This is a genomic window from Streptomyces sp. NPDC001156 (assembly GCF_053598275.1).
The window spans coordinates 64,059-90,732 of the sequence record NZ_JBSFJX010000010.1 but is presented as its reverse complement, the minus strand read 5'-3'; the positions used below and the strand labels follow the sequence as shown (position 1 = coordinate 90,732).

Annotated in this window: 26 protein-coding genes and 1 pseudogene; 13 read left to right on the top strand and 14 right to left on the bottom strand. The window is 71.1% G+C overall.

The genetic code is table 11. The annotated features are described in order from the left end of the window. A partial coding sequence (locus ACWDA7_RS08245; RefSeq protein ID WP_450603355.1) for a hypothetical protein occupies positions 1 to 184 on the bottom strand: 184 nt, incomplete at its 3' end. 291 nt (positions 185 to 475) lie between these two features. Next, the gene (locus ACWDA7_RS08240; RefSeq protein ID WP_450603354.1) at positions 476 to 1,555 is read right to left on the bottom strand and encodes an alpha/beta fold hydrolase; all 1,080 of its coding nucleotides are present in this window, start codon (positions 1,553 to 1,555) and stop codon (positions 476 to 478) included. 212 nt (positions 1,556 to 1,767) lie between these two features. On the opposite strand from ACWDA7_RS08240, the gene ACWDA7_RS08235 reads away from it, so the two are divergent. From ACWDA7_RS08235 to ACWDA7_RS08220, 4 genes are all read left to right on the top strand, one after another. Then, complete coding sequence (locus ACWDA7_RS08235; RefSeq protein WP_359396617.1) at positions 1,768 to 1,992, top strand: hypothetical protein; 225 nt, start codon at positions 1,768 to 1,770, stop codon at positions 1,990 to 1,992. A gap of 327 nt (positions 1,993 to 2,319) precedes the next feature. Continuing rightward, positions 2,320 to 2,964 carry a TetR/AcrR family transcriptional regulator gene (locus ACWDA7_RS08230; RefSeq protein WP_359396619.1) on the top strand — a complete coding sequence of 215 codons (645 nt, stop codon included), beginning with the start codon at positions 2,320 to 2,322 and terminating at the stop codon, positions 2,962 to 2,964. A 151-nt stretch (positions 2,965 to 3,115) separates the two neighbouring features. Then, a complete protein-coding gene (locus ACWDA7_RS08225; RefSeq protein WP_359396621.1) occupies positions 3,116 to 3,343 on the top strand; it encodes a DUF3107 domain-containing protein in 228 nt (75 codons plus the stop codon). A gap of 204 nt (positions 3,344 to 3,547) precedes the next feature. Beyond that, positions 3,548 to 3,817 (top strand): hypothetical protein, encoded by a 270-nt coding sequence (locus ACWDA7_RS08220; protein WP_450603352.1) that lies wholly within the window; start codon positions 3,548 to 3,550, stop codon positions 3,815 to 3,817. Positions 3,818 to 4,698: 881 nt separating this feature from the next. On the opposite strand, the gene ACWDA7_RS08215 is transcribed toward ACWDA7_RS08220, so the two are convergent. After that, on the bottom strand, positions 4,699 to 5,436 hold the full coding sequence (locus ACWDA7_RS08215) for a ferritin-like fold-containing protein (RefSeq protein ID WP_359396625.1): 738 nt from the start codon (positions 5,434 to 5,436) through the stop codon (positions 4,699 to 4,701). Between the two features lie 474 nt (positions 5,437 to 5,910). Here ACWDA7_RS08215 and ACWDA7_RS08210 point away from each other — a divergent pair, with 474 nt between their 5' ends. Together ACWDA7_RS08210 and ACWDA7_RS08205 are read left to right on the top strand one after the other, a co-directional pair. Then, a complete protein-coding gene (locus tag ACWDA7_RS08210; protein WP_450603381.1) occupies positions 5,911 to 8,109 on the top strand; it encodes a DEAD/DEAH box helicase in 2,199 nt (732 codons plus the stop codon). A gap of 132 nt (positions 8,110 to 8,241) precedes the next feature. After that, a complete protein-coding gene (locus ACWDA7_RS08205) occupies positions 8,242 to 9,120 on the top strand; it encodes an alpha/beta fold hydrolase (RefSeq protein WP_450603351.1) in 879 nt (292 codons plus the stop codon). On the opposite strand, the gene ACWDA7_RS08200 is transcribed toward ACWDA7_RS08205, so the two are convergent. After that, the gene (locus ACWDA7_RS08200) at positions 9,117 to 10,013 is read right to left on the bottom strand and encodes an NYN domain-containing protein (RefSeq protein WP_359396629.1); all 897 of its coding nucleotides are present in this window, start codon (positions 10,011 to 10,013) and stop codon (positions 9,117 to 9,119) included. The two genes, ACWDA7_RS08205 and ACWDA7_RS08200, sit on opposite strands and share 4 nt — an antisense overlap. 249 nt (positions 10,014 to 10,262) lie before the next feature. Between ACWDA7_RS08200 and ACWDA7_RS08195 the strand changes: the two genes are divergently transcribed. Further along, positions 10,263 to 10,415: a hypothetical protein gene (locus tag ACWDA7_RS08195; RefSeq protein WP_359396631.1), complete on the top strand. Its 153-nt coding sequence runs from the start codon at positions 10,263 to 10,265 to the stop codon at positions 10,413 to 10,415. Between the two features lie 236 nt (positions 10,416 to 10,651). Here the strand turns inward: ACWDA7_RS08195 and ACWDA7_RS08190 are convergent, their stop codons facing one another. The 3 genes from ACWDA7_RS08190 to ACWDA7_RS08180 form a co-directional block, all read right to left on the bottom strand. Continuing rightward, positions 10,652 to 11,257, bottom strand: coding sequence for a MarC family protein (locus ACWDA7_RS08190; RefSeq protein WP_450603350.1), 606 nt, complete (start codon positions 11,255 to 11,257; stop codon positions 10,652 to 10,654). 158 nt (positions 11,258 to 11,415) lie between these two features. Beyond that, a complete protein-coding gene (locus ACWDA7_RS08185; RefSeq protein WP_450603349.1) occupies positions 11,416 to 12,282 on the bottom strand; it encodes a PHP domain-containing protein in 867 nt (288 codons plus the stop codon). Between the two features lie 109 nt (positions 12,283 to 12,391). After that, positions 12,392 to 13,033, bottom strand: coding sequence for a DUF6758 family protein (locus ACWDA7_RS08180; protein WP_450603348.1), 642 nt, complete (start codon positions 13,031 to 13,033; stop codon positions 12,392 to 12,394). Positions 13,034 to 13,204: 171 nt separating this feature from the next. Between ACWDA7_RS08180 and ACWDA7_RS08175 the strand changes: the two are divergent. Further along, positions 13,205 to 14,463, top strand: a pseudogene (locus tag ACWDA7_RS08175) (MFS transporter). 40 nt (positions 14,464 to 14,503) lie between these two features. On the opposite strand, the gene ACWDA7_RS08170 reads toward ACWDA7_RS08175, so the two are convergent. Continuing rightward, positions 14,504 to 15,088: a suppressor of fused domain protein gene (locus tag ACWDA7_RS08170; RefSeq protein WP_450603347.1), complete on the bottom strand. Its 585-nt coding sequence runs from the start codon at positions 15,086 to 15,088 to the stop codon at positions 14,504 to 14,506. A gap of 511 nt (positions 15,089 to 15,599) precedes the next feature. On the opposite strand from ACWDA7_RS08170, the gene ACWDA7_RS08165 reads away from it, so the two are divergent. Both ACWDA7_RS08165 and ACWDA7_RS08160 read left to right on the top strand, forming a co-directional pair. Continuing rightward, on the top strand, positions 15,600 to 16,718 hold the full coding sequence (locus ACWDA7_RS08165; protein WP_450603346.1) for a magnesium and cobalt transport protein CorA: 1,119 nt from the start codon (positions 15,600 to 15,602) through the stop codon (positions 16,716 to 16,718). A 59-nt stretch (positions 16,719 to 16,777) separates the two neighbouring features. Then, positions 16,778 to 17,287, top strand: coding sequence for a hypothetical protein (locus ACWDA7_RS08160; RefSeq protein ID WP_450603345.1), 510 nt, complete (start codon positions 16,778 to 16,780; stop codon positions 17,285 to 17,287). A gap of 31 nt (positions 17,288 to 17,318) precedes the next feature. Here ACWDA7_RS08160 and ACWDA7_RS08155 read toward each other — a convergent pair whose 3' ends face one another. Further along, entirely contained in the window at positions 17,319 to 18,062 is a 744-nt protein-coding gene (locus tag ACWDA7_RS08155; protein WP_450603344.1) for a hypothetical protein, read from the bottom strand. Between the two features lie 173 nt (positions 18,063 to 18,235). On the opposite strand from ACWDA7_RS08155, the gene ACWDA7_RS08150 reads away from it, so the two are divergent. The 3 genes from ACWDA7_RS08150 to ACWDA7_RS08140 are packed head-to-tail and all read left to right on the top strand — an operon-like array spanning position 18,236 to position 21,261. Further along, entirely contained in the window at positions 18,236 to 19,516 is a 1,281-nt protein-coding gene (locus ACWDA7_RS08150) for a magnesium transporter MgtE N-terminal domain-containing protein (protein WP_450603343.1), read from the top strand. Beyond that, positions 19,506 to 20,084 (top strand): DUF1003 domain-containing protein, encoded by a 579-nt coding sequence (locus ACWDA7_RS08145; RefSeq protein WP_432932196.1) that lies wholly within the window; start codon positions 19,506 to 19,508, stop codon positions 20,082 to 20,084. Before ACWDA7_RS08150 ends, ACWDA7_RS08145 begins: the two co-directional genes overlap by 11 nt. 43 nt (positions 20,085 to 20,127) lie before the next feature. After that, the gene (locus ACWDA7_RS08140) at positions 20,128 to 21,261 is read left to right on the top strand and encodes an Mrp/NBP35 family ATP-binding protein (RefSeq protein ID WP_450603342.1); all 1,134 of its coding nucleotides are present in this window, start codon (positions 20,128 to 20,130) and stop codon (positions 21,259 to 21,261) included. A gap of 91 nt (positions 21,262 to 21,352) precedes the next feature. Here ACWDA7_RS08140 and ACWDA7_RS08135 read toward each other — a convergent pair whose 3' ends face one another. The 5 genes from ACWDA7_RS08135 to sigE all read right to left on the bottom strand — a co-directional run bounded on the left by ACWDA7_RS08135 (position 21,353) and on the right by sigE (position 26,663). Then, complete coding sequence (locus ACWDA7_RS08135) at positions 21,353 to 22,009, bottom strand: hypothetical protein (RefSeq protein ID WP_450603341.1); 657 nt, start codon at positions 22,007 to 22,009, stop codon at positions 21,353 to 21,355. Between the two features lie 241 nt (positions 22,010 to 22,250). Beyond that, positions 22,251 to 22,685 carry a sec-independent translocase gene (locus ACWDA7_RS08130; protein WP_450603340.1) on the bottom strand — a complete coding sequence of 145 codons (435 nt, stop codon included), beginning with the start codon at positions 22,683 to 22,685 and terminating at the stop codon, positions 22,251 to 22,253. 198 nt (positions 22,686 to 22,883) lie between these two features. Then, entirely contained in the window at positions 22,884 to 24,839 is a 1,956-nt protein-coding gene (locus ACWDA7_RS08125; RefSeq protein WP_450603339.1) for a trypsin-like peptidase domain-containing protein, read from the bottom strand. 133 nt (positions 24,840 to 24,972) lie between these two features. Next, complete coding sequence (locus tag ACWDA7_RS08120; protein WP_450603338.1) at positions 24,973 to 25,968, bottom strand: anti-sigma factor family protein; 996 nt, start codon at positions 25,966 to 25,968, stop codon at positions 24,973 to 24,975. Continuing rightward, positions 25,965 to 26,663 (bottom strand): RNA polymerase sigma factor SigE, encoded by a 699-nt coding sequence (gene sigE, locus ACWDA7_RS08115; protein ID WP_450603380.1) that lies wholly within the window; start codon positions 26,661 to 26,663, stop codon positions 25,965 to 25,967. Before sigE ends, ACWDA7_RS08120 begins: the two co-directional genes overlap by 4 nt. Positions 26,664 to 26,674 lie beyond the last annotated feature (11 nt).

Sequence of the window (26,674 nt, the reverse complement as noted above, 5' to 3'; positions counted from 1 at the left end):
ACACCACGAGCCGGCGTGCCGTCAGGAAGGCGAGGAACACCACGAGCCGGCGTGCCGTCAGGAAGGCGAGGAACACCACGAGCCGGCGTGCCGTCGACGAGGCGCGGTACGCCGTGAGCCGGGGTGCCGTCCGGGAGACGGGGCACACCACGAGCCGGCGTGCCGTCGCCCGACCGCGGTGCACGCTGCGGGGGCGTACCACCCGGGAACCGGGGCACGCCTTGGGCGGGCGTACCACCCGGGAACCGGGGCACGCCTTGGGCGGGCGTACCACCCGGGAACCGGGGCACGCCTTGGGCGGGCGTACCACCCGGCGCGCTGGGTATCTCGGGCGTCTGCGTGCTAGCGGTCGGGCGGGGTCCGTCCGTCGCTTCCCGCGTCGACGCGGACGCCGCCGATATGTCCGGCGTCGCGCCCGTGCCCTTGTTCGTCCTGTCGCCCCGCCCCTTGCGGCTGTGCCGTCCCACGCCGCGCCTCAGCTCCTCGCACCGGCCGTGCCGGACTCGCCCGTCGTCCCTGTGCCCCTGTTCTCGGGCTCATCGCCCCGGCCGGCTGCACGGTCGTCGCGACCGCTCGCCGGGTCGCCCACCGGCTCGGGCAACTGCCCCGTGTCCCCGAGCAGTTCCCCGAACGCCGTGGCCACGACCTCCGGATACTCCATCATCGCGACATGCCCCGCGTCCGGCAAAGTCAGCAGCCGGGAGTCACGGAAGGCGCGCGTCGCACGGTGGGCCATGCGGTAGGAGACCAGCTGGTCCCGGCCGCCGTACACCAGCAGCGTCGGCGCGAGGACCCGCTCCGCCTGGCGCCACAGCCCGTGCTGACCGCCCAGCGTGTACGCGTTCACGATCCCGCGCGCCGAGCGTGCCATCGCGTCCCAGAAGTAGGGCAGCCGTAGCCGCCGCTCCATCTCCTCGACAGCGTGGTCGAACCCTTCCGGCGTGACCTGCCCGGGATCTCCGTAGCACAGGGCCAGGACCCCGCGGACGCGCTGCTCGGCGCTCCATGACTTGGTGTAACGGATGAACAGCCCGGCCACGCCGGGCAGCGCGAGCAGCCCCGTCGGCACGGCGCCGCGCTGGATGAAGATCTCCGGCAGCGCGGGCGAGACGAGCGTGAGCGTACGGACGAGATCGGGGCGAACGGCCGCCACACGGGTGGCGATGGCGCCGCCCATCGAGTTGCCGAACAGGTGCACCGGTCCGCGGCCGGTCGCGTCGAGATAGCGGATGATCGCCCTCGCGTGCCCCGTGACGGAGTAGTTGCCGTCGTCCGGGGGCGGCGAGTCGCCGAAGCCGGGCAGATCCATGGCCTCGCCGTCGACGAACCCGTCGAGCCGTGCCATGAGCGCCGACCAGTTCTGGGAGGACCCGCCGAGCCCGTGGACATAAAGGGCGGGGGGCAGTCCTTCGCGCTCCGGCGGCCGCGACCGCAGTGTCAAGGTGATCCCCGGCAACCCGACCGACTTGAGGCGCTCCCCTTCCTCGACCCTGACAGGAGCCACCTTCGGGAGCACATTGGCGGCAGCGACGGACGGCAGCTCGGTCGACGACATGCGGCAATGTTACGAGACGATCACACAGCGACTCATGTGTTCGCCGTCACAGAAGCTGGACGCGGCGCGCCGCTGCGGCCTGGAAGCGTCAGGAGTCCCGCTTCACCACACATAGCGTCCGTATCGGGTGTCTCCTAGGCTCATAGCAGGGCACCCGGTGGGGACCCTGCCTCTTTCAGGGACGTTCCAGGAGTTCTAGGAGGGAGCCCACCATGGCCGTAGACCCCACTGATCCCGAGACGTTCGAGGAAGACGTGAACGAGGCCGTCGAGATCGACGTGGAGGCCCCGGAGAACGACGTCGCCGAACAACTCACGGAGCTCACCCCGGCGCGGGAGGAACCCCTGACAGAAGAGGAGATCCTGCGGGCCAACGAGGCCGATCTCGTGGAGCAGAAGCGCGTCGTCGAGATCGATGACGAGGACGCCTATCAGTGAGTGGTGAGTATCGGCCGGACACGGGACCGGTGAGGCACAGGACGATCCCTTCGGGCGGTCGGCCCGTAGGTGCCGGAGGTCCGCCTCGGGCAGGACGCCCGCACCGGAGAAGTGACAAGTGACCAGTGAGCGGACGAGTGCGTAGGCCGCGTGCCACCAGGAGCAGGGAGAGCCTTTTGCCCGCACTGCCCCGTTCGGCGCGCTCCGCGCGGCTTTCGCCACCGTCCGGTCCATGAAATTCTGCGTTCGCACCGCGCACAGCACGGTTACCGAAAAGTACGATGGCGGCGCGGCGCACACCGCATGTGGACGATTTTGGGAGGCGGCGTGACAGCCATCGAGCAGACAGAGGCGGCACGCCCGCGGGGCACTCGCTTGCCGCGCCGTGCCCGACGGAACCAGCTGCTGGGCGCCGCCCAGGAAGTGTTCGTGGCGCAGGGCTACCACGCGGCGGCGATGGACGACATCGCCGAGCGGGCCGGTGTCAGCAAGCCGGTGCTCTACCAGCACTTCCCCGGCAAGCTCGACCTCTATCTGGCCCTGCTGGACCAGCACTGCGAGGCCCTGCTGCAGGCCGTACGGAACGCGCTCGCGTCGACGACCGACAACAAGCAGCGCGTACGGGCCACCATGGACGCGTACTTCGCCTACGTGGAGGACGACGGCGGTGCCTTCCGGCTGGTCTTCGAGTCGGACCTGACGAACGAGCCCGCCGTACGTGATCGTGTCGACAAGGTCACGATCGAGTGCGCGGAGGCGATCTGCGACGTCATCGCCGAGGACACCGGCCTGTCGCGGGCCGAGTCGATGCTGCTGGCGTCGGGACTCGGCGGCCTCGCCCAGGTCGTGGCGCGCTCCTGGCTGCACAGTGACCGCAGCGTGCCGCGCGACCAGGCGGTGCAGCTGCTGACCTCGCTGGCCTGGCGGGGCATCGCGGGATTCCCGCTGCACGGCAGCGAACAGCACCACTGACGCGGCGGCCGGGGCCACGTGGGTTTTGTTCCCGGCGGCTGTTCGCTCCTGGCGTGCCGGAGCGGAGCGTGCACGTCCCCTCACCGGGCTAATGTGTGCTGGTACGGCGCGGACGGCCGCGCACATCACTGACCGTCGGAGGGACAAAGCCGTGGAGGTCAAGATCGGCGTGCAGCACGCGCCCCGCGAGATCGTTCTGGAGAGCGGTCAGAGTGCCGAGGAGGTCGAGCGTGTCGTGGCCGAGGCGCTGGCCGGCAAGTCGCCCCTGCTGACCCTCGTGGATGAGCACGGCCGCAAGCTCCTCGTCCCCGCGGACCGCCTCGCGTACGTGGAGATCGGCGAGCAGGCCCCGCGCAAGGTGGGCTTCGGCGCGCTGTAGATCCATACGGAGCAATGGAAGGGGCCCGGTGGGACGCACCCACTGGGCCCCTTCCGCTGCTCTGTCCCCGGCCTGCTTCAAGGTCGCGGACACACAGACGGGGCACATCCCCCGCACAGAGGAGGATTGCCTTCCGCACGCCACGGGTAGTACCGGCTACGACTGATTTGCCCTGGCAGCAGCCGTGCGGGAGGGATCCTCGTCATGCTCTTGGAAGCGCTCGGCTCCGCCGTCCTCGGGCTCGCCCTGGCATGGGCGGCCGCACACCGACTGCCCCACCGGCTTCCCGCCCGCCGGCTGGTGCTGCCCACCGGCGTGGCAGGGGCTCTCTTCGGCGCGTTCATCACTCACAGCGCGCTGGGTTCGGTGGGTCTGCTCCTGATCCTCGTCGGCTCGCTGGTCGTCTCCGCGGCCTCACTGTCGCTGCTGCTGCGTCCGGCGGAAAGATTCCGCCGCCGATCGGCGACGGCCTGAGGCCGGCCGCCGGACACGGCGACGCCCAGGACACCCCCCGCACTCGGCGCGAGCGGCTACGCCGACGCGTCAGCGTGGCGTCGCGACGGCAGCGGCAGTCGCATCGATGAGGTCATGGGCCTGCCGGCAGCCACGCTGATACGGCCACGACGCCGGGGGCAGCCGCGTCCAACCGGACCATACTGGCCGCGTCGACCGGACCGACCCAGCGGCACCGACAGCGGCGACCGAGCCCGCCAGCCGGGGCGCGACCCCATCGAGCCAGCCACACCGACCGCAGCTGCGCCAACTCAGCACGCCAGCCGGGTGACCGACTGGCCCAGCCGCACCGGACACGGCGACCCGAGCGACCCAGCCATGCCGGGCAGGGCGACGCCCGGGACGCACCCAGACGAGGCGCCCAGGGCACCCTGGCGGCATCGGGCCGCGCCGATGCAGCGGTGAGCCGTCACGACGGCAGCGGCGGCCGCGCAGATACGGCCATGACGCCGACGGCGGCCGCGCGACACGAGCCACGCCGGGCACCGCAACGCCCGGGGCGCCCCCGGGCGAGACGCCCCCGGGGGGCGCGGGAACGGCCCCTGCCGACGCAGCGGCAGCCGTGCTGACGGAGCCCTGCCTGCTGCGGTAGCCGCGCTGGCGCCGCCACGCCAGGCAAGTCGACGCCTGGGGCACGCCCCACGACACACCCCGGCGGCAATGGGCCGCGCCGACGCAGCTGTAAACCGTCACAACGACAGCGGCAGCCGCATCGAAGGAGGCCACGGACGCGTCGCCAGCCACGCTGATACGGCCGCGACGGCAGTGTCAGCCACACCGACCGCGGCGAAGGACCGCCCCACCCACGCCAGGCACAGCAGCCCCCCGCCCACGAGAAGGGATCAGGCGGCCAGCCCCAAGGCGGCCATCCGCTTCGTGTGGGCCTCGGTGATCCGGGAGAACATCCTGCCGACCTCGGCGAGGTCGAAGCCGTCCGCGACGCCGCCGACGAGCATCGTCGACAGCGCGTCCCGCTCCGCGACCACGCGCTGCGACTGCGACAGTGCCTCACCCATCAGCCGGCGCGCCCACAGCGCGAGCCGCCCGCCCACCCGCGGTTCGGCGTCGATCGCGGCGCGCACCTTCTCGACGGCGAAGCCGGCGTGCCCGGTGTCGTCGAGCACGGCGAGGACGAGCTCGCGTGTGTCGGAGTCCAGCCGGGCCGCCACCTCCCGGTAGAAGTCGCTGGCGATCGAGTCGCCCACGTACGCCTTGACAAGCCCCTCCAGCCAGTCCGAGGGCGCCGTCTGCTTGTGGAAGCTGTCGTACGCCGTGACGAACGGGTCCATCGCCTCGGTCGGCTCGATCCCGATCTCGGTGAGCCGGTTCCGGATCCGCTCGAAGTGGTGGAACTCGGCGGACGCCATCTTCGCGAGCTCCGCCTTGTCCGTGAGCGTGGGGGCGAGCTTCGCGTCCTCCGCGAGCCGTTCGAACGCCGCCAGCTCGCCGTAGGCGAGCGCGCCGAGCAGATCCACGACCGCGGCACGGTAATGGGGGTCGACGGAGGCCTTCGCCCAGTCCTGGGCGGCGACCGAGGTGGGTTCGGCGGATGCGTCGGTGGCGTTGTCAGGCGTCGTCATGCAGCGCACAATAGTCCGCTCCGCGCCCCGGGGAAGTCCCTGGTCAATCACTGTGACGACGACTACGTGACCGAATCGGCCATCACGTGTGCGCGATTCCGGGGTATGGTGGTAATGCGCCTGCTGAGTACTACGACGTACCTCGACAGGCCGCACGTATGAGGATGCCCGGTCGGTGGCCCGATCGGCTCCGACCCGACAGCCCTCCCTATCCGTACGGCACGGTGCGTACGGCATCCGGAGGGACCCTCAGCGATACGAGCGCTGGAACGTCGGCGTGGTCCCGTGGCACTAGGCCCGTCCCCCAAGCAGGCCGACGTCGTACGCACGGTCACGACCCCCGCGTTCGCCTCGCATCGCGTACACAGAAGAGGCAGCACCCTGACTACGACTTTTCGAGAACTCGGAATCCTTCCCGAGACGGCCGAGGCCCTGGAAGCCGTCGGCATCATCAATCCCTTCCCCATCCAGGAGATGACCCTTCCCGTAGCCCTTTCCGGCACGGACGTCATCGGCCAGGCCAAGACCGGCACCGGCAAGACGCTCGGTTTCGGTCTCCCGCTCCTCGAGCGCGTCACCGTCCCCGTGGACGTCGAGGCGGGCCGGGCCAAGCCCGAGGCCCTCACCGACGCCCCCCAGGCGCTCGTCGTCGTACCGACCCGCGAGCTGTGCACGCAGGTCACCAACGACCTGCTCACGGCGGGCAAGGTACGCAATGTGCGCGTCACGGCGATCTACGGCGGCCGGGCCTACGAACCCCAGGTGGAGGCCCTGAAGAAGGGCGTCGACGTCATCGTCGGCACCCCGGGGCGTCTGCTGGACCTGGCCGGCCAGAAGAAGCTGAACCTGAAGCATGTGAAGTGCCTGGTCCTCGACGAGGCCGACGAGATGCTCGACCTGGGCTTCCTGCCGGATGTCGAGAAGATCATCGACATGCTGCCGGCCAAGCGCCAGACCATGCTGTTCTCGGCGACCATGCCGGGCGCGGTCATCGGGCTCGCCCGCCGTTACATGTCCCAGCCGACGCACATCCGTGCCACGGCACCGGACGACGAGGGCGCGACCGTCGCGAACATCGCCCAGCACGTCTACCGCGCTCACTCCATGGACAAGCCGGAGATGGTCGCACGCATACTGCAGGCCGAGACACGCGGACTGGCGATGATCTTCTGCCGTACGAAGCGTACGGCGGCCGACATCGCCGAGCAGCTCCAGCGGCGCGGCTTCGCGTCCGGCGCGGTCCACGGCGACCTCGGCCAGGGCGCGCGTGAGCAGGCGCTGCGGGCCTTCCGCAACGGCAAGGTGGACGTCCTCGTCTGCACCGACGTTGCCGCGCGCGGCATCGACGTCGAGGGCGTCACGCACGTCGTCAACTACCAGTCCCCCGAGGACGAGAAGACGTACCTGCACCGCATCGGCCGCACGGGCCGGGCGGGCGCGTCGGGTACGGCGATCACGCTCGTCGACTGGGACGACATCCCGCGCTGGCAGCTGATCAACAAGGCGCTGGAGCTGAACTTCAACGACCCGGTGGAGACGTACTCCACCTCCCCGCACCTCTTCGCCGAGCTCGGCATCCCCGAGGGCACGAAGGGCGTCCTGCCGCGCTCCGAGCGCACGCGTGCGGGGCTCGCTGCGGAGGAGCTGGAGGACCTCGGCGAGACGGGCGGCCGGGGGCCGCGCGGCCGCCGCTCCTCGGGCCCGTCCGCGGAGGCCGAGCGTCCGGCACGTACGCCGCGTCGCCGGCGTCGTACGCGGAACGGGTCGCCGATGGAGACGCCGTCCGCCCCGGAGACCACGCAGGCCACGGACGCGGTGGAGGCCGTGGAGCCGCGCGCCCAGCGCCGTCGCCGCCGTATGCGCGGCGGTGTGGCCGAACCGATCGCCACGGTGACCGAGACGACCGTGCCGGAGGCGGCGGAGACCGCTGTGGACACGGCCGAGCCCGTCAAGCCGCGCCGCCGCCGGACCCGCAGGGGCGCGGAGGCTGCGGAGACCGCCGTGAACACGGCCGAGACCACGGAGACGGCTCCCATCGCCGCCGAGGCCGCGGTGGACGTGGCGGAGGCCGTGGAGGCCAAGCCGCGCCGTCGTACGCGCAAGGCCGCCGAGGCCGTGGTCGACGCGGCGGAGGCCGCCGTGGACACCGCCGAGGCGACGGAGGCCACGCCGCGCCGACGCACCCGCAAGACCGCGGAAGCGACCCCCGCGGAGGCGGCCGTCGACACCGCCGAGGCCGCGGAGGCCAAGCCGCGCCGACGCACCCGCAAGGCCGCCGAGACCCCGGTCGACACGGCCGAGGCCGAGGCGCCGGTCAAGCCGCGGCGTACGCGCAAGACGGCAGAGGCCGCCCCTGCCGAGACGGCACCGGAGCCGGAGGCGAAGCCGCGCCGACGCACTCGTAAGGCCGCTGAGGCGACCCCCGCGGAAGCGGCCGTCGACACCGCCGAGGCGACGGAGGCCACGCCGCGCCGACGCACCCGCAAGACCGCGGAAGCCGCCCCCGTCGAGGTGGCGATTCCCGCTCAGGCGGTGGAAGAGCCGGAGGCCAAGCCCCGGCGCCGGACCCGCAAGGCGGTAGCCGCCGACACGGAGCTGCAGGCGCAGGCGGACGAGGTTGCGGCGAAGCCGCGACGGCGTACGCGCAAGGCCGCCGAGCCCGCCGAGGGCTGACCCGACACCCGGTCGATGGCCCGTCTCCACTCCGCGTGGAGACGGGCCATCGGCGTTTCTCCCGCTCCGTACACCTTCATGTCACCCTGCCCCACCCGCGCACGGCACCGACCGCCCGGTAACCTCCCCTCCATGAGCCGTCCCCCCAGCTTCACCCCGCCGCCCGGTGTCCGGGCGTACCGGCTCGGTACGGACCGCGGGGAGTTCGCCGTCCTTGAGGCCGACGCCGCGACGGATCGAGTGAAGGGGAGCGCGCTTCTGCTGCCCGGGTTCACCGGGAGCAAGGAGGACTTCATCGTCCTGCAGCCGCTGCTGGCCGCGGCCGGATACCGGACCGTCGCCGTCGACGGACGAGGACAGTACGAGTCCCCCGGCCCCCGGGACGACGAAGCGCCGTACGAGCAGGCCGAGTTGGCGCGGGACGTGATCGCGCAGGCGCACGCCGCCGGGGCGCCCGTGCACCTGCTCGGGCACTCCCTCGGCGGTCAGATCGCCCGCGCCGCCGTCCTCCTCGACGCTTCCCCGTTCGTCTCACTGACCCTCATGGCCTCCGGCCCGGCCCAGATCTCGGCTCCCCAGCAGCAGCGCGTCAAGCTGCTGCACGACGCGCTCGCCGTTCTGGACATGGCCCAGGTCTGGGAGGCCATCCAGGCCATGGAACCGCCGGAGGACGTCGACGCCGGCGATATCGACGAGGGGCTCGCCGACGGGGAGGACCTACGCCGCCGCTGGCTCGGCAACAGCCCCGCCCAGCTCCTGGCGACCGGCCGGCAGTTGTGCACGGAACCCGACCGGGTGGCCGAACTGGCTGCCGTGGGCCTGCCCGTGCACGTGCTGTCCGGCGACCGCGACGACACCTGGCCGATCCCGCTCCTGGACGACATGGCCGCCCGGCTCGGTGCCGACCGCACGGTCGTACCGCACGCCGAGCACTCCCCCAACACCGATCAGCCGGCACACACGGCCCGCGCTCTGGCCGCCTTCTGGGACCAGGTCCTCGGGGCGGCCTAGTACTGGCCCTGGAGGTGCTCCCAGAATCCGTCCCGCAGGGCGCGCCGCAGGTCCGACTGGCCGCGGAGCGAGTACTGCAGCAGGCCCTCGGCCTCCACCAGCAGATCCTGGTCGACGGAGCCCGGCAGATAGGGATGGCCGGGCAGCAGGTCGGCCAGCGCCTCCCGGCCCCGGGCCGCGAGCCACTTCGCCGCGATCTGCGCGCCCACGAAGCGGACGTCCTCGCGGGTGGGGCGGGCGACGGACGAGGCCTCGTAGGTCGTGGCCGTCCGCCGGCTCACATACGGCTTGAAGAACTCGAGCTCAAGGGTGCGCTGGCTGTCGACCTCCCACAGCAGTGGTTCCGCCTGGTTGCGGCCCTCGGGCGCCTCGATGCCCCACAGGTGCACTCGCGCGCCGTAGCCCTGCGCCGCCTCGACCGCCGACACCAGGTCCTCGTCGCCGCCGATGAGCGCCGCGTCGCTGATGGCCCGGTGCCGGGCGAGGGATTCGAGGTCGGTCCTGATCAGGGAGTCGACGCCCTTTTGCTGGTTGTTGGCGTTGAGGTTGCCGAGCCGCACCTTCACGTCGGGGAGTTCGGCGATGGACTGCTGCTCGGCGGTGTGGATACGGCGTCTGGCGCCGTCGTACCAGTACACGCGCAACAGCCGGCTGTCCGCGAAGATCGTGCGCGCCTTGTCGATGAGTGCCTCGATCAGTCCCTCGGCGTCGAGGTCGAAGGCCCGGCGGTCCTCGGTACCGGCGACGAGGCGTCCCGCGGCCGCGTAGAGGTAGCCGGCATCGACGAAGATCGCATGGGTCGAGGGCGTCTTGGCCACCTCGGCGAGCATGCGCTGAAGCAACTCGTTGGTGCGGTCGATACGGGCGCCGAGCGCCGACAGGTCGTCGTTCATACTGCCTCCATTGTCCCGGCGGTCACGCTGCGAACACAACCGGCCCCGGTCAGTGCAACGTGAATCCGGTCAGTGCCGGAAACCAACTCCTTACCAGTCGGTCATTAGAGACTCGAAAAATTTCCTTAGCGTAGGGAATGTTCTGCCGGGGCACCCGGTTGAGTCCTACAGGAACACGGGCACCGTCGCCCGTGCTCCGCTCACCAGTAGTTCTCCTCAGGAGGATGACCAGACGAAGGGAGAAGCCTTATGCGCTTCGAAATCATGCGACTCGACGACGTCGACGGCACCCCCGTGGACACCACCGTCGTGGACGCCGCCTCCGTCAAGCAGATCGTTCAGCAGGCCGCGGCCATCGGGCAGCGCCTCTGGATCCGCCCGGCCGAGACGACAGCCTCGTAATCGAATCGGGCGGGCTCGGAGAAGCCGGCACAACCGATACTTCTGCACAACCGAACACTCGACGCAACCGGCGCTCAGGCATGACCGACCCAGGCACGGCCTCGGCGCGAACGACGTAGACGACGTAAGCGACGTACAACGACGTGGGCAAGTCCTCGGCGTGACCGAAACTTCGAAGCCCCGTACGGCACCTGTGCCGTACGGGGCTTCGCGTGTCCCGGGACCGTCCGGGCAGTTCAGCTACCGCGGACGACCTCGGTGAGGCCGTTGATGATCTGCTGCACGGCGATCGCGGAGAGCATCATGCCCGCGAGCCGGGTCACCAGGACCACGCCGCCGTCCCTGATGACGCGGATGATCACCAGCGAGTAGCGCATGACCAGCCACAGGACGACGTGGATCGCGAGGATCGCCGTCCACACCGACACCTGGGCGCCCACGCTGTCGGCCCGCTGGACCGCCAGGATCACGGACACGATGGCGCCCGGCCCGGCGAGCAGCGGCATGCCGAGCGGCACAAGGGCGACATTGACGTCCTTGGTCTGCTTCGGCTCGTCGGTCTTGCCGGTCAGCAGGTCGAGGGCGATCAGCAGCAGGAGCAGTCCGCCCGCGATCATCAGGGCGGGCACCGAGACATGCAGATAGTCCAGGATCTGGTGGCCGAGCACCCCGAACACCGCGATCACACCGCCGGCCACGCAGACGGCCTGGAAGGCCATCCGCTTCTGCACCGTGGCGGAGCGTCCGGCTGTGAGCGCGAGGAAGATCGGGGTGATCCCCGGGGGATCCATGATCACGAAGAGGGTGAGGAAGAGGGAACCGAAGAGGGCGACGTCGAACATGAGGGCCTTGCGAAGAGGTGCGGACGGACACACGGCGGCGGCCGCGGCCGATGGACTGGTTCAAGGGGGCGGAGCCGGAAGGCACGCGACGGTGGGGGCACGGCGGCGTATGACGGGCCCGAGAGCAGTGGGAACGAGCAGCGGGGACTACGACAGCGTTAGGCGCTCGGGTGTCCACCGGTGCCCGGCACCGGGAACCCGCCGGTGCCGCGCCTGATGATCTCTCCGTACACGTCGGGGCCGGTGGTGTTCTCCCCGAGCACGCACGTTTTGCGGCTGCCGTGGTAGTCGGAGGCACCGGTGACGAGCAGCCCCAGTTCGCCGGCGAGGCCGCGCAGCCGCGCCCGGGTCGCCTGGTCGTGGTCCATGTGGTCGACCTCGATGCCGTCGAGCCCCGCGGCGGCGAGGTCCGCGATGACGGACTCCGGCACGGTCCGCCCGCGCTGAGAGGCGGCCGGGTGCGCGAAGACGGTCACTCCGCCCGCGGCCTTGACCAGCCTGATCGCCTCGAACGGATCGGTCGCGTGCTTCTCGACGTAGGCGCGCCCGCCGTCCGCCAGCCACTCGGGCGTGAACGCGTCCGAGACGCTGCCCACGACGCCGAGCTCAACCAGGACGGTGGCGATGTGCGGGCGTCCGACCGAGCCGTCGCCGGCGATGCGGGCCACCTGCTCCCAGGTGATCGGCACGCCCAGCTCGCGGAGCTTGTCGATCATGGCGTGCGCCCGCGGCACCCGGTCGTCCCGGACCAGCTCCCGCTCGGCGAGCAGGTCGGACTCCTCGGGGTCGAACAGGTAGGCAAGCATGTGCATGCTGATGCCGTGCCACCGGCAGGAGAGCTCGGCGCCGGGAACCAGGGTCAGCCCCTCGGGCAGTGCGCGGATCGCCTCCGCGTGGCCGCGGGTGGAGTCGTGGTCGGTCAGGGCGATCACGTCCAGTCCGGCGGCAGCGGCGGCCAGCACCAGCTCCGCCGGGGTGTCCGTACCGTCGGAGGCGGTGGAGTGGGTGTGCAGATCGATGCGCACGACGCGGACTCCAAGCGACGACGGGGGGGACGCTCAAGAATAACGGGATCCCTCAGTTCGTCATACTCGCAGCCGGGATGCGCCCCCTACGCCCGCGGGCTCCCCCGCGTCATGGCTGCAGCAGGCGCGGTGACAACGCCCCGCAGGGGAGCAGGTCGACTTCGGCCCCCGCGTCCCTGAGGTCGGTCAGTACCAGTTCGTCGTACAGCAGCATGCCCGTCTGCTCGGGCCAGACGACCGCCCACAGCCACAGTCCCCGCGCCTCGCCCGCGAAGACCGCGCGATCGTCGGGGGTGCCAGTGACATGCCACAGCGGGGTGGGGCGGCCGGCCGCCAGCACCTTGGCCTGGGGCGGCTTCTCGACGTTCAGATACGGGCCGGGGTCCGGGCCGTCGATGCCCGCGTACCGCGCACCCAGGCCGACCCCCAGCTCCTCGGCGACGAGGATCAGCTCGCCCATACCGCCGAGCGGTCCCGGGCCCGAACAGGCCACGGCCGTGGCACGGCCCCCGCTGCGGTCGTCGCCCGCGCAGGCCACGCCGGTGAACAGCCATCCGACCGGCGGCGGCCACGGCATCCACACCGGCACCTTTGCCCGGTGCACCACGACGCCGAGGGCCTCGACGCTGGGCGGGATCACGGGCTGCAGGGGATGCACGCTGCCGTGCACGTCGCACTGCCACGAGTCGGCAAAGAGTCCGGGAGCCCTGACCCGGCCACCACACTTCGGGCAACTGGGTTCGCCCCTCATAGGCCCCCACGGTCCTCCCCGTCCAGCGCCGCGTCAAGGACGATCACCCGTCCGGCGTGTAGCTCGCACGCACGCCTGATCGACCGAAACTAGATGCGGCTGGCATTAATTAGCTCGCCTAACATAATGTATGTATACGCCAACCAATCCAGGGAGGGTGCGAGGACACGCATGAGCACCCGTACAGGAGGACCGGCCGAGGCGGCCGGGACGGATCCGTTCGACGCGGGAGCCGGCGGCATCCGCGCCAGCCCAAGTCCGTGTGGGCCACAGCCGGTGCGTCCGTCGTCGCGTTCATGGGCATCGGGCTCGTGGACCCGATCCTGCCGTCCATCGCCAAGGGCCTGCAGGCCACGCCCAGCCAGGTCTCCCTCCTCTTCACCTCGTACTTCCTGATCACCGCCGTCGCCATGCTGGTCACCGGCTTCGTCAGCCGCATCGGCGGCCGCAGGACACTGCTGCTCGGCCTCGCCTTCGTGGTGGTCTTCGCGGCCCTCGCGGGCACCTCGGGTTCGGTCGGTCAGCTCGTCGGCTTCCGGGCCGGCTGGGGCCTCGGCAACGCGCTCTCCGTCTCCACGGCGCTCGCCGTGATCGTCGGCGCGGCGGCCGGAGGCAGCGCCGCGGCGATCCTGCTGTACGAGTCGGCGCTCGGCCTCGGCATGGCGTGCGGCCCGCTGCTGGGCGCGCTGCTCGGTAACGTCAGCTGGCGCTACCCGTTCTTCGGCACGGCCACGCTGATGGCGATCGGCTTTCTGTGCATCACGGCGTTCCTGAAGGAGCAGCCGCGGCCCGCGCGGAAACCCTCGCTCCTCGACCCGATCAAGGCGCTCGGCCACGGCGGACTCGCCTCGGTGGCCGCCTCCGCCTTCTTCTACAACTACACGTTCTTCACCGTGCCGGCCTTCGCACCGTTCGTGCTGGACATGACCCCCTACAAGTCGGGCGCGGTGTTCTTCGCCTGGGGCCTGCTGCTGGCCGTCTTCTCGGTGATCGTGGCGCCCCGTATGCAGGCGCGCTTCGGTTCGCTGAAGGTGCTCGGCGGCTCGCTGGGGCTACTGGCGATCGACGTGGCCGTGCTCGGCTACGGCGACCACACCGCCGCGATCGTCTGCACGGTCCTGTCCGGTGCCTTCATCGGCGTGAACAACACGGTCTACACCGAGCTGGCCCTCGGCATGTCGGACGCCCCGCGCCCGGTGGCCAGTGCGGGCTACAACTTCGTGCGCTGGTTTGCCGCGGCGGCCGCTCCCTACCTGGCGCCGAAGATCGAGGAGTGGAGCGACATCCACATCCCGTTCGTGGTCGCGGCCCTCACCGCCGTGGTGGGCGCGCTCGTGGTGTTCGTACGGCGCAGCGCCCTCACCCACGAGGCCGAGGAGCTCGAGACGCGGCACGCGAGCGAGGACGGCGTCACCGTCTTCGCCAACTGACCTCCGGCGGCCGCGGATCGGTGAGCCTGCTCACTCGGCGTCAGTCCAGCGGGACGGACCTGCGGGACGGATCCCGCAGGTCCGTCCCGCTCGTCAGCCAGCGTTCCTGGAGGGCCGGTGCTCCGTGCACCCGCTTCCAGGCGGCCTCGTTCGGGGTCATGGGCAGCAACGGCAGGAACCGCACCGGGTCGAGCGGCTCGTCCAGTTCGAGGTCCTCGACCAGGCCGCCCGGCTCGGCGACCAGGACCGAGGTGAACGGTGCGCCGGGCCACAGGGGTTCGCCCACGTCCAGCGAGGCGCCGGGCGCCACGATCACGCCCTCGACCTGCGGGGACGCACCGAGCACGGCGAGCGGACGCAACACCTTGTCGGTGTCGGCGACACCGGCGCGGACCGAGAGGACCAACTCGGCGCGGGGTCCCTTGACGGGGTCGGCGAGCGTCGCCGTGGGGTCCGTCATCGGCTGGGCCGACATCCCCAGAGTGGCGTAACGGACGATGTCCTTCTCCCGGAAACGCAGCACCTCGATGCGGTCCGTACCCAGGAAGGTGACCGCGGCGCGGGCGTCCGGTTCGCCCAGCGCTGTGCGCAACCGAGCCTCGACCAGTGGAAGAACATCAACCATGCGGTGAATATAGAACTCGTCAGTACCGGGCAAAGCAGCGCCTTGACACTTCGGTCGGCTGATACTCTTGGCCGGTGGTTCGGGGCAGCACGCAGAAGCGTCGCGGTCGGGTCCCGACACCGTGAGATTCCCCGACGGGGAATGAATCGTCCCTCACGAGGGACTGGCTGGAGGAGGTGGGGCTGTCATGGATCGAAGTCGACCGTGCAGTAGCACCCGCTCTTCCGGTCATTGATGTAGCTGCTCTGGCTGGCCGCCACCTCTCACTTGCGCGCCATGATTTCGCGCGGATCCTCCTCGGACCCGCTCCGGACTCCCGGTGCGTCACGGAAGAGCACTTCGTTTCGTTCTGCTCTGTCTGATCTGAATCAGCAGCGAAGTCCGCCACCGCGATGGTGCGGTGCTCCCCGCTTTGTGGACGTGCCAAACATGCGCACTCCCAGGACGTCCTCATTCCGGGCAGTTCCACCCGTCGTCGGCGCCATCGCTGCTCGTTGCGAAGGAGCCCGCCATGTCGATGATCCGTGACCTGCGCGCCGCGGTCCGCCCCTCCCGCCCCTCGCTGCGCAAGGACGCCGCCCCGTACGACAGCACTCGCGACCCCGCGACGCCGTCCGCCGTCGTCGACTGCGCCGTCTACCGCGACGGGTTCCGGGTCGACACGGCCGGCCCGCTGTCGCCGCAGGAGGCGATGCGCCGGGTGCAGCGCGACGGAGGCTTCGTGTGGATCGGCCTGCACGAGCCGACCGAAGCCGAATTCTCCGGTATCGCAAGCGAGTTCGGGCTGCACCCTCTGGCAGTCGAGGACGCGGTACAGGCGCATCAGCGCCCCAAGCTGGAGCGGTACGACGACTCTCTCTTCGCCGTCTTCAAGACCATCCACTACGTCGACCACGACGAGCTGACCGCCAACAGCGAGGTCGTCGAGACCGGCGAGGTCATGTGCTTCACCGGACGGGACTTCTTCATCACCGTCCGGCACGGCGGCCAGGGCTCGCTGCGGACGCTGCGGCACCGGCTGCAGGACGACCCCGAGCTGCTCGCCAAGGGCCCCTCGGCCGTGCTGCACGCGATCGCCGACCACGTCGTCGACGGGTACATCGCCGTGGCCGACGCGATGCAGGTCGACATCGACGAGGTGGAGACGGAGGTGTTCTCGCCGGGCAGGAAGGGCGGCACGCCCCGGGGCACGGACGCTGGCCGTATCTACCAACTCAAGCGCGAGGTGCTGGAGTTCAAGCGGGCGGTGGCACCGCTCATGCGGCCGATGCTGCTGCTGAGCGAGCGGCCGATGCGACTGGTCGACCCGGACATCCAGAAGTACTTCCGCGATGTCGCCGACCACCTCGCCCGGGTCCACGAGCAGGTGGTGGGCTTCGACGAGCTGCTGAACTCGATCCTCCAGGCCAACCTGGCGCAGGCGTCCGTCGCGCAGAACGAGGACATGCGCAAGATCACGGCGTGGGCGGCGATCATCGCCGTGCCGACGATGGTCTGCGGCGTGTACGGCATGAACTTCAAACACATGCCGGAACTGCACTGGAAGTACGGCTACCCGGTGATCATGAGCATCACGGTGGCCATCTGTCTGGGTATCCACCGCACACTGAAGCGGAACGGCTGGCTGTGACGGCGGGTCCGGGCCACGGGTGCGGACGGGATCGGCATGGCACGTCCTAGGCTGGGCCCATGACAAGCGAGCTGCTCGACCGGGCCCTCGTCGAGGAGGCCACGAAGAAGTCCGGGCTGATCTGGGTCCAGGGAGCGCTGCCGGACCCCCCGCGGGCGCTGTGGCACGTGTGGCACGAGGGCGCCGCCTGCGTGGTCGGCGACGGACCCGGCGAACAGCCGCTGACCGGCCTCTCCGACGGCGGGGACGCCCTCGTCACGGTCCGCAGCAAGGACAAGGGCGGCCGGATCGTCACCTGGCCCGCGAAGGTGGTCGAGCTGACGCAGGGCTCGCCCGAGTGGGAGGCCGCGGTCGCCGAGCTGAAGGGCAAGCGGCTGAACGCTCCCGCCGGCGAGGCGATGCCGGAGCGCTGGCGCCGGGAGTGCCGTGTGCTGCGTCTGGAACCGGCGGGCGCGACCGTGGCGCTGCCCTCGGACTCCCAGGCCGCGCCGCCCGTCCCGACGCCGGCGACGACCCGCCGGCCGATCCCGGCGGCCTTGCCCCGTCTGCTGCGGCGCAAGCGCCGGTAGCCCGCCTCGCGGCCGGGCTCCCCGCCCGCCGTCAGGACGACGGCAGTTGCCTCCCGTAATCCACCGTCTCGTTCTTCGACGGCTCCGCCAGGGCGAAGCTCTTCCCCCAGTCCGAGAGAGTGAGCGTCCCCGCGTTCCCGGCGCGGACCAGGCGCAGCGGATAGGGGGTTCCCTCCAGGGAGACGTCCAGCGTGCCGCCGGAACCCTTGTCCCCGGTGATACGGATCGTGCGGATGCCGTTCTGCTCGTGGTGGCCGTCGGTCGCCAGCGCGCCGTGGAGGGTCAGAAGCCCCTCCAGCAGCACGTCCTTGTCGGTGAAGCCGCTGAAACGCTTGTAGGCCGGGTCCCCCGTCGGCACCGTCACGTACTTGCCGTCGAGCTTGTCGGCCGCGGCCTGCGAGCCCCCGCCGCCCTCCTTGCCGTCCTGCTGCTTCCAGAACTTGGCGTCGGCCTTCAGGAACAGGTGCCGGCCCACCCGCAGCAGCTTGAACGTGCCGTTCTTCGAGGTGACCGAGCCGATGCCGCCGTCGGCCTTCAGTTGCATGTCCAGCGTGTAGGTGGTGCCGCTGCTGACGACGGTCCCGGACAGCCTGACCGCCGACGCCGTTGCGGCCGCCGTCCGCGTGCGGCTCTGGATCTTGTCGGCCGGCAACTTGCCCACCCCGTTCGTCCCGGCGTCCGGATCGCTGCTGCACCCGACGAGCCCCGTCCCTGTCACGACCAGCGCGCACACCAGTACGGCCCTGCGGGTACGGCCGTGGGGAATTGCGGTCACAGGTGGGGCTGCCTCTCATCCAGTGGTCCTCATCGGCTACGGCAGCGTACCGGTGCCTGTGAGGCCCTCCGGAGCCAGTCCGTCCGCGCCTCTTGCCAGGGCGTACCGCACCAGGACGGGCTAGCCTGAAGCCCACGCGAGCGGACAAAACAGCAGGAAAAGGAGGTGCGGGCATGGCGGCAAGCGCCCCTCGCATCTTCGTCTCGCACCTGGCCGGCGTCCCGGTCTTCGACCCCAACGGCGACCAGGTCGGACGCGTGCGCGACCTCGTGGTCATGCTGCGCGTGGGCGGGCGTCCTCCCCGACTCCTCGGCCTGGTCGTGGAGCTGACCACCCGTCGCCGTAGCTTCCTGCCCATGACCCGCGTGACCGGCATCGAGTCCGGCCAGGTCATCACCACCGGCGTGCTGAACGTGCGGCGCTTCGAGCAGCGGCCCACCGAGCGGCTCGTCTTCGGCGAGCTGCTGGATCGGCGCGTCACGCTCGTCGAGAGCGACGAGGAGGTCACCGTCCTCGACCTGTCCGTGCAGCAGCTGCCCGCCCGCCGTGAGTGGGAGGTCGGCAAGGTCTTCGTGCGCAAGGGGAAGGGCGGGGCGTTCCGGCGCAGCAAGGGCGAGACGCTCACGGTCGACTGGTCCGCCGTCACCGGGTTCTCCCTGGAGGAGCAGGGCCAGGGCGCCGAGAGCCTGCTCGCCACCTTCGAACAGCTGCGGCCCGCCGACCTCGCCAACGTCCTGCACCATCTCTCCGCCAAGCGCCGCGCGGAGGTGGCCGCCGCCCTGGACGACGACCGGCTCGCCGATGTGCTGGAACAGCTGCCGGAGGACGACCAGGTCGAGATCCTCGGCAAGCTGAAGGAGGAGCGCGCCGCGGACATCCTGGAGGCCATGGACCCGGACGACGCCGCCGATCTGCTCGGCGAGCTGCCGGAGAGCGAGAAGGAACGGCTGCTGAGCCTGATGCAGCCCGCCGACGCGGCCGAGATGCGCCGTCTGATGGCGTACGAGGAGAAGACCGCGGGCGGTCTGATGACCACCGAGCCGATCGTGCTGCGGCCGGACGCGACCATCGCCGACGCCCTCGCCCGGGTCCGCAACCGCGATCTGTCGCCCGCGCTCGCCGCCCAGGTCTACGTCTGCCGTCCGCCGGACGAGACACCGACCGGCAAGTACCTGGGGATCGTGCACTTCCAGCGGCTGCTGCGGGACCCGCCGTACACGCTCGTCAGCTCGATCCTGGACAACGACCTGCAGCCGTTGGCCCCGGACGCGCCGCTACCGGTGGTGGCCGGGTTCTTCGCCACCTACGACATGGTCGCGGCACCCGTCGTCGACGAGTCCGGCTCGCTGCTCGGCTCGGTGACCGTGGACGACGTACTGGACCACATGCTGCCCGAGGACTGGCGCGAGACGGAGTTCGACCTGAGCGACGAGGGGGTCGCCCATGGTCCCTGAGCGCGAGAAGGTGCCCTCCGGCGCGACCGCCGCGACCCGCACCCGCATCCGGCTCGACCAGCCGCAGCCCCGGCGCACCCGCGTCCTGCCCGAATGGGACCCGGAGGCCTTCGGACGCCTCTCGGAACGGATCGCGCGCTTCCTGGGCACCGGGCGGTTCATCGTCTGGATGACGGTGGTCATCATCATCTGGCTGGTGTGGAACGTCACCGCCCCGCACTACCTGCGCTTCGACCCGTACCCCTTCATCTTCCTGACCCTGATGCTGTCCCTCCAGGCCTCGTACGCGGCCCCGCTCATCCTGCTGGCCCAGAACCGCCAGGACGACCGCGACCGGGTCAACCTCGAGCAGGACCGAAAGCAGAACGAGCGGTCGATCGCGGACACCGAGTACCTGACCCGGGAGGTCGCCGCGCTGCGCACCGGCCTCGGCGAAGTGGCCACCCGGGACTGGATCCGCTCCGAGCTCCAGGACCTCGCGAAGGAACTGGACGGGCACCGGCGTCCCGACGGGCATGCCGTATTCCCGGCGGACCGGGCGGGCGGACGTGACGTAGACGACCGCTGACGCGGCGTACCGGGGCCCCACCGGGCGCCGTACCATCGTGGTTATGGCTACGGAAGACGCGGTGCGCCAGGCACTGGCGACGGTGAACGACCCCGAGATCCAGCGACCCATCACCGAACTGGGGATGGTCAAATCGGTGGAGATCGGCGCGGACGGAGCGGTCGCGGTCACCGTCTACCTGACGGTTTCCGGCTGCCCCATGCGCGACACCATCACCCAGCGCGTCACGGAGGCGGTCTCCCGTGTCGAGGGCGTCACCCGGGTGGACGTCACGCTCGACGTGATGAGCGACGAGCAGCGCCGCGAACTGGCGACCGCACTGCGCGGCGGCCAGGCCGAGCGCGAGATCCCCTTCGCCAAGCCGGGCTCGCTCACCCGTGTGTACGCGGTCGCGTCCGGCAAGGGCGGCGTCGGCAAGTCCTCGGTGACGGTGAACCTGGCGGCGGCGATGGCGGCCGACGGCCTGAAGGTCGGCGTCGTGGACGCCGACATCTACGGCCACAGCGTGCCGCGCATGCTCGGCGCCGACGGCCGTCCGACCCAGGTCGAGAACATGATCATGCCGCCGCAGGCGAACGGCGTGAAGGTCATTTCGATCGGCATGTTCACCCCCGGCAACGCGCCGGTCGTCTGGCGCGGCCCGATGCTGCACCGCGCGCTCCAGCAGTTCCTCGCGGACGTGTTCTGGGGGGATCTGGACGTACTGCTGCTTGACCTCCCGCCGGGCACGGGCGACATCGCGATCTCGGTGGCTCAGTTGGTCCCCAACGCGGAGATCCTGGTGGTCACCACTCCGCAGCAGGCGGCCGCGGAGGTGGCGGAACGGGCCGGCTCCATCGCCGTCCAGACCCACCAGAAGATCGTCGGCGTGGTCGAGAACATGTCCGGCCTGCCCTGCCCGCACTGCGGCGAGATGGTGGACGTGTTCGGCACGGGCGGCGGCCAGCAGGTCGCCGACGGCCTCACCCGCACGACCGGCGCCACGGTCCCGGTCCTCGGCTCCATCCCCATCGACGTCCGGCTCCGCGAGGGGGGCGACGAGGGCAAGCCGGTGGTCCTGACCGACCCGGACTCCCCGGCGGGCTCGGCCCTGCGTGCCATCGCGGGCAAGCTGGGCGGGCGTCAGCGCGGCCTCGCGGGGCTGGCGCTGGGGATCACGCCGAAGAACAAGTTCTAGGCCCGCCTGCGCCGACAGAGGCGTTCCGCGAGCTGTGTACGCCGATGGGGGCGCCGTCCGGGTGGGACGGCGCCCCCATCGGCGTACCCGGCTAGGCGTAGGCCGCGAAGTCCCTGACCACGGCGAAGCCCAGGCCGTACGCGCTCATCCCTCTGCCGTACGCCCCCACGTGCACGCCCGTCTGCGTGGAGCCGGCCAGCACCCAGCCGAACTCGGACTCGCGGTAGTGGAAGGGTGTCGGAACGCCGTCCACGGGCAGCGACAGGGTCGACCAGGCGGGGCCGGACAGGTCGTCCGCGAGTACCCAGGCCGTCTCGGTCTGCTGGTCCAGCCAGTCGTCCCGCAGGGTGTGGTCCATCTGGCCCGGCCAGGTGAACGAGAGCAGCCCCACGCCCGCGAGCCAGGCCGCCGAGGAGACCGAAGTCGCCTCCAGCAGGCCGGTGCCGTCCGGGCTGCGCCGAACGGGGTTGGCGGCCACGGTCACCACGACCGCGAACCGCTCCTTGTCCTCGGTGGCCTCGCTGCGCACGGAGGGCTCTTCGCCGTTCCCGATCGATCCGTGCTCCACGGCTCCGTCAGCCGCCGTGCCCACGTGCATCAGCCAGCGCGGACCCGTGAACGCCTCATCGAGGCCGTACCACGGGAAGGACGCCTGGAGATAGCCGTCGACCGTGCCCCGGGCGAAGGGAAGCTGTTGTCCGCCCTCCGCGGCCGGCGCCTGTACGCCCACCCGACTTGTCGTCTCCATCTGCCCGGACGCCTCCTCGCTCTCGTCGGACCCGAGCGGCCCGCCCCCCACGGGCGTCCTCGCTCCGAAACCGGTCCGCACAACAACTGGGCAGCATAGCCACAGCTCTCGGGACAGCAGGGGAACGCCCGCGTGTACGGCCCTGTGGGCGTCGCGATATGGCCGCGCGCACGCCGACGAGTGTGTGGCCTGCGTCACCTCGCCACGTGACGGGTACGCAGGGCCTGCGTACGCGGACGGCTCAGGTCGCGTCCGCGTCGAAGGGCGGACGCTCGCCGGGTTCGGTCTTCTCGGGCCTCTTCGTCATGTCGACGGGGCCGGAAGGAGGGGACGAGGACGACGGGGACTCGGTCTCGCGGCCGTGCACCGAGTCCGTGATCTCGGCCATTTCCTTCTTCAGGTCGAAGCCGTTGCGGATCTCCTTGAGCCCCAGGTCGTCGTTGTCCAGCTGCTTGCGGATGAACGTCTTGGGGTTGAGGTCCTCGAACTCGAAGTCCTTGAACTCCGGGCCCAGTTCGCTCCTGATGTCCTGCTTGGCGCTCTCCGAGAACTCCCGGATCTTGCGGATGGTGCGGGTGACGTCCTGGATCATTTTCGGGAGCTTGTCCGGACCGAAGACGAGCACGGCGAGGACAACGATCGTGACCAGCTCGAGCGGTCCTATGTCATTGAACACACGAAGCTCCTTGCGATGTCCTCGGTCCTCGGCCCTCGGTGGTCTGTGCGGTCTTCCGTGGTCCGGGCCGGATCCACCGTACCCGGCGTTTCCGTCGAACCGGTACTGGACCGGCCTCCCCGCCACATGCACACGTCGGGTTTTCCGGGTTGTTTGCCTTGTGGTTCAGGTTTCGGACCCATACCGGTGGGGTTTGTGTCAGTTGCCGTCCGCCGAACCGAGGCGGAGCGTGAGCTTCCGCCGGCTGCCGTCCCGGACGACGGTGAGCTCGAGCCGGTCGCCCGGACGGTGGGCGCGCGTCCTGACGATGAGTTCCTCACCGGAGTGCACCCGTACGCCGTCGACTTCGGTGATGACGTCGCCGGACTTGATGCCCGCCTTCTCCCCGGGGCCGCCCGCGGTGACCGCTGGACCGCCGCCCGCGCTCTTGGTGCCGACGCGGGCGCCGTCCCCGATATAGCCCATGTCGAGCGTGACCCCGATGACCGGGTGCGTGGCCTTGCCGGTGTTGATCAGCTCTTCGACGACGCGCTTGGCCTGATTGACGGGGATCGCGAAGCCGAGGCCTATCGAGCCCGCCTGGCCGTCCCCGTCCGAGCTGCTGTCGGCCGACCTGATGGCGGAGTTGATGCCGACGACGCGGCCCTTGACGTCGAGGAGGGGGCCGCCGGAGTTGCCGGGGTTGATCGGGGCGTCGGTCTGCAGGGCGTCGACGTACGACACATCGCTGCCGTCGCCCTTCTCGCCGCCGGCCGTGATGGGGCGTTCCTTGGCGCTGATGATCCCGGACGTGACGGTGCCGGCGAGGTCGAAGGGCGCTCCGATGGCGACGACCGGGTCGCCGACCTCGACGTTGTCGGAGTTGCCGAGAGGGATGGGCCTGAGGCCGTGCACATCGTTCACCTTGACGACGGCGAGGTCGTACCCCGTGTCCCGGCCGACAACGGTGGCGGCGGCCGTCTCGCCTCCGTTGAACGTCACGCTTATCTCGCCGCGGGATCCGGCCGGTTCGACCACGTGGTTGTTGGTGAGGATGTGCCCGCGCCCGTCGAGGACGAAGCCGGTGCCGGTGCCCGCGGCGTCCGCTCCCTTCACATGCAGGGTCACGACGCTGGGCAGCGCCCGGGCGGCGATCCCGGCGACGCTCTCCGGGGCGCGGCCCTTGGGCTCCTTCCCCGCCTGCGGCAGCCGGACGTCCCCGACTCCGCCGTCGCGCTCCAACGCCGCACCGATGACTCCTCCGGCACCGCCGGCCACGAGCGCCAGCAGCACGGCCCCCAGCACCAGCGTCTTCCGGGCACGGGCGCGCTTCTGCTCCGGGCCGACCGGGTGGGCGCCGTTCTGCTGGAAGGGGGCCCGGGGAGCCCAGGGGTCGTAGTTCTGCCAGGGGGCCGCGGTGTACGGCGCAGGAGCAGAGGCCGACGGCCCCGCGGCACCGGATACCGGCGGGGGCGGGGCCGCGGCCGCCTCTGCGTGGGACACGGCCGGTGCGGGCATCGGTGCGCCCAGGGCTGCGGGCGCCGGGGGCATCGGTCCGGCCTGTGCCGGGATCGGCGCGGACGCCGTGCCGTGCGGGGACGCCGTGCCGTGCGCAGGCGCCGTGCCGTGCGCAGGCGTCGCCATCGGGTGCTGGACCGGCGGGGCGGGGGCCCAAGGGCCCGGTTCGCCGTAGGGCGGGGTGCCGTAGGCGTCAGGGTCGTCCAGGGGCCTGGGGCGGTCCGCGAGGTCCGGGAGCGGGTGAACCACTGGAGCCCCGGCCTCTTCCGCAGAACCCCCAGGAGCGCCACCTCCGGACGCCGCGGAACCGGGCTCAGCGGGCGGCACAGCGGACCCGGTCGCGGTGGGCGCGGACGGCGTCCCGGTCGCGGGTCGTACCGCGGCAGGGCGTGCCAGCTCGAAGTCCCCCTCGGCGTTGGCCATGCCTCGCGGGCGTGCCTCGGGGACGTCGATCGGCTCGCGACCGCCGCTCGCGGCACCAGCCGGCGTCTCGCCGTCGGCAGCAGGGTCCTGCGGGCGGACCGACGTCTCGGCAGGCACCGCATCACACGGTTCGCGTCCGTACGCGTCCGGGTCCGCGCCCACCCCGGCACCGTCGCGCACCCCGGACGTCCGCGCCTCGGATTCCCCCGGAGGGACCGCCCTGCCCTCGTTCATGCTCCCCCCACACCCGGCGCACGGCGGCGCCGGCGGTCGCCGCTGGATGGTCGGCTCCGCGCCCCGGAAAGCTCCGCGTGCGCGGCCCGCCCTGGATTCAACCAGGTTCCCCGGCCGTCGCGCAGACGCCGGTTCAGCGGGCGGTGTGTGAGGAGGGTGTGGGAGATGCGGTGGCAGACGCGGCCGGCACCGGCGCGGTCGGCGCTCCGGGAGCCGTGATCCCCGAGGCCGCGGCCGACCAGGAGGTCAGCGTGACCGGCGCGGTGTCGGTGAGCGGGCGTATGAGCGGAGACATCGCGGCGGCTCCGGCGAGCACCGGAGCGGTCAGGGCACGCATCTCCGAGGTGTCCTGGACGCCTGGAGCGGCGATTCCGGGCAGCAGCGGGGCCGTGACCTGGGTGGACGCACGAGGTGCCAGGTTGAACGCTCGCTGACCGAGCAGCGGTCCGACGGAACGCCGGCGCTGAGCCTCGGGCCCTGTCGTCCCGCCCGTACCGGGCGAGCGCGTCGGGGTCACATTGCTCCCGGCACCCGAACCACCGCGGGCATCGACGCTCGCGTCGGTGGCGGCACCCGTCCACACCCCGCCGAGCGCGATCGCGGCCAGCGACACGGCACCCGCCGCGGCGAAGGCGAAGCGCAGCCCGCGCGAGGCCGGCCGCTCGGCGTCCGGGCGGCCCACGTGATGGATCCGGAAGCCGCGGTCCTCGGAAAGGGCCCGGTCCTCGGAGGGCGCCAGCGCGGTGGCGTGCGGCCCGGTGGGCACATACCGGAAGGATTCTCCGGGCACTCCGAACACACCGGGGCCGGAGGGCAGCCCGGTGGACGACGGGAGCCCCGCGCCGAAGCCACCCCCGCCCAGCGATGTCCCGTTGCCGTCGGAGTCGCCTCCCGCGGGCAGACCCTGGAGCCGTGCCAGGAAGCTCTCGGAGGGCGGCGGCGGGGCCGCCTCCGCGAAGACGTTCTTCAGCCGGCGCTGTGCGTCGGCCTCGGCCTTGCATTTAGGGCATGTGGCCAGATGGGCCAGTACGCGCTCACGCGTGTCATGACCGAGCTCTCCGTCCACGAGGGCGGAGAGACGGTCTCCCAGATGCTGCTCTGCCGGTGTGGGACGACGGGTTCCACTCACGCGGTCGCGCCCCCTCCCCCCAACGCGGGCACGCGGGCCACAAAGGACCGGCGCTCGGCGCGGGCCTCGGGCGAGCGGTGCGCCAGGGCCTTGCGCAGCTGCGAGCGGCCGCGGTGGATCCGGGACCGCACCGTGCCGAGCTTGACGCCCAGGGTGGCGGCGATCTCCTCGTACGACAGTCCTTCGATGTCGCACAGGACGACTGCCGCGCGGAACTCGGGCGCGAGCGTGTCCAGGGCCTGCTGGACGTCCGCGTCGAAGTGCGCGTCGTGGAGGACCTGCTGCGGGGTCGGCTCGCGGCTGGCGAGCCGCTCGGCCGCGTCCTCGCCCAGCGCGTCGAAACGAATGCGCTGCTTGCGGCGGACCATGTCCAGGAAGAGGTTCGTGGTGATGCGGTGCAGCCAGCCCTCGAAGGTGCCAGGGGTGTACGTCGACAGGGAACGGAAGACCCGGACGAAGACTTCCTGGGTCAGGTCCTCGGCGTCGTGCTGGTTTCCGGTCAGGCGGTACGCCAACCGGTAGACCCGGCCGCTGTGAGTGCTGACGATCTCCTCCCAGGTGGGCGGAGCCCACGCCTGCGCGTCCGCGTCGGTGGCGAACGTCGCGGTCTGCGCGGTGTTGGCAGCGTGGTGGGTGTCAGCGATCTCGGTCACGGATTTCGGCTCGCCGGACGACCTGAGAAGGCGCCGTAGCACTCCTCCCCGAT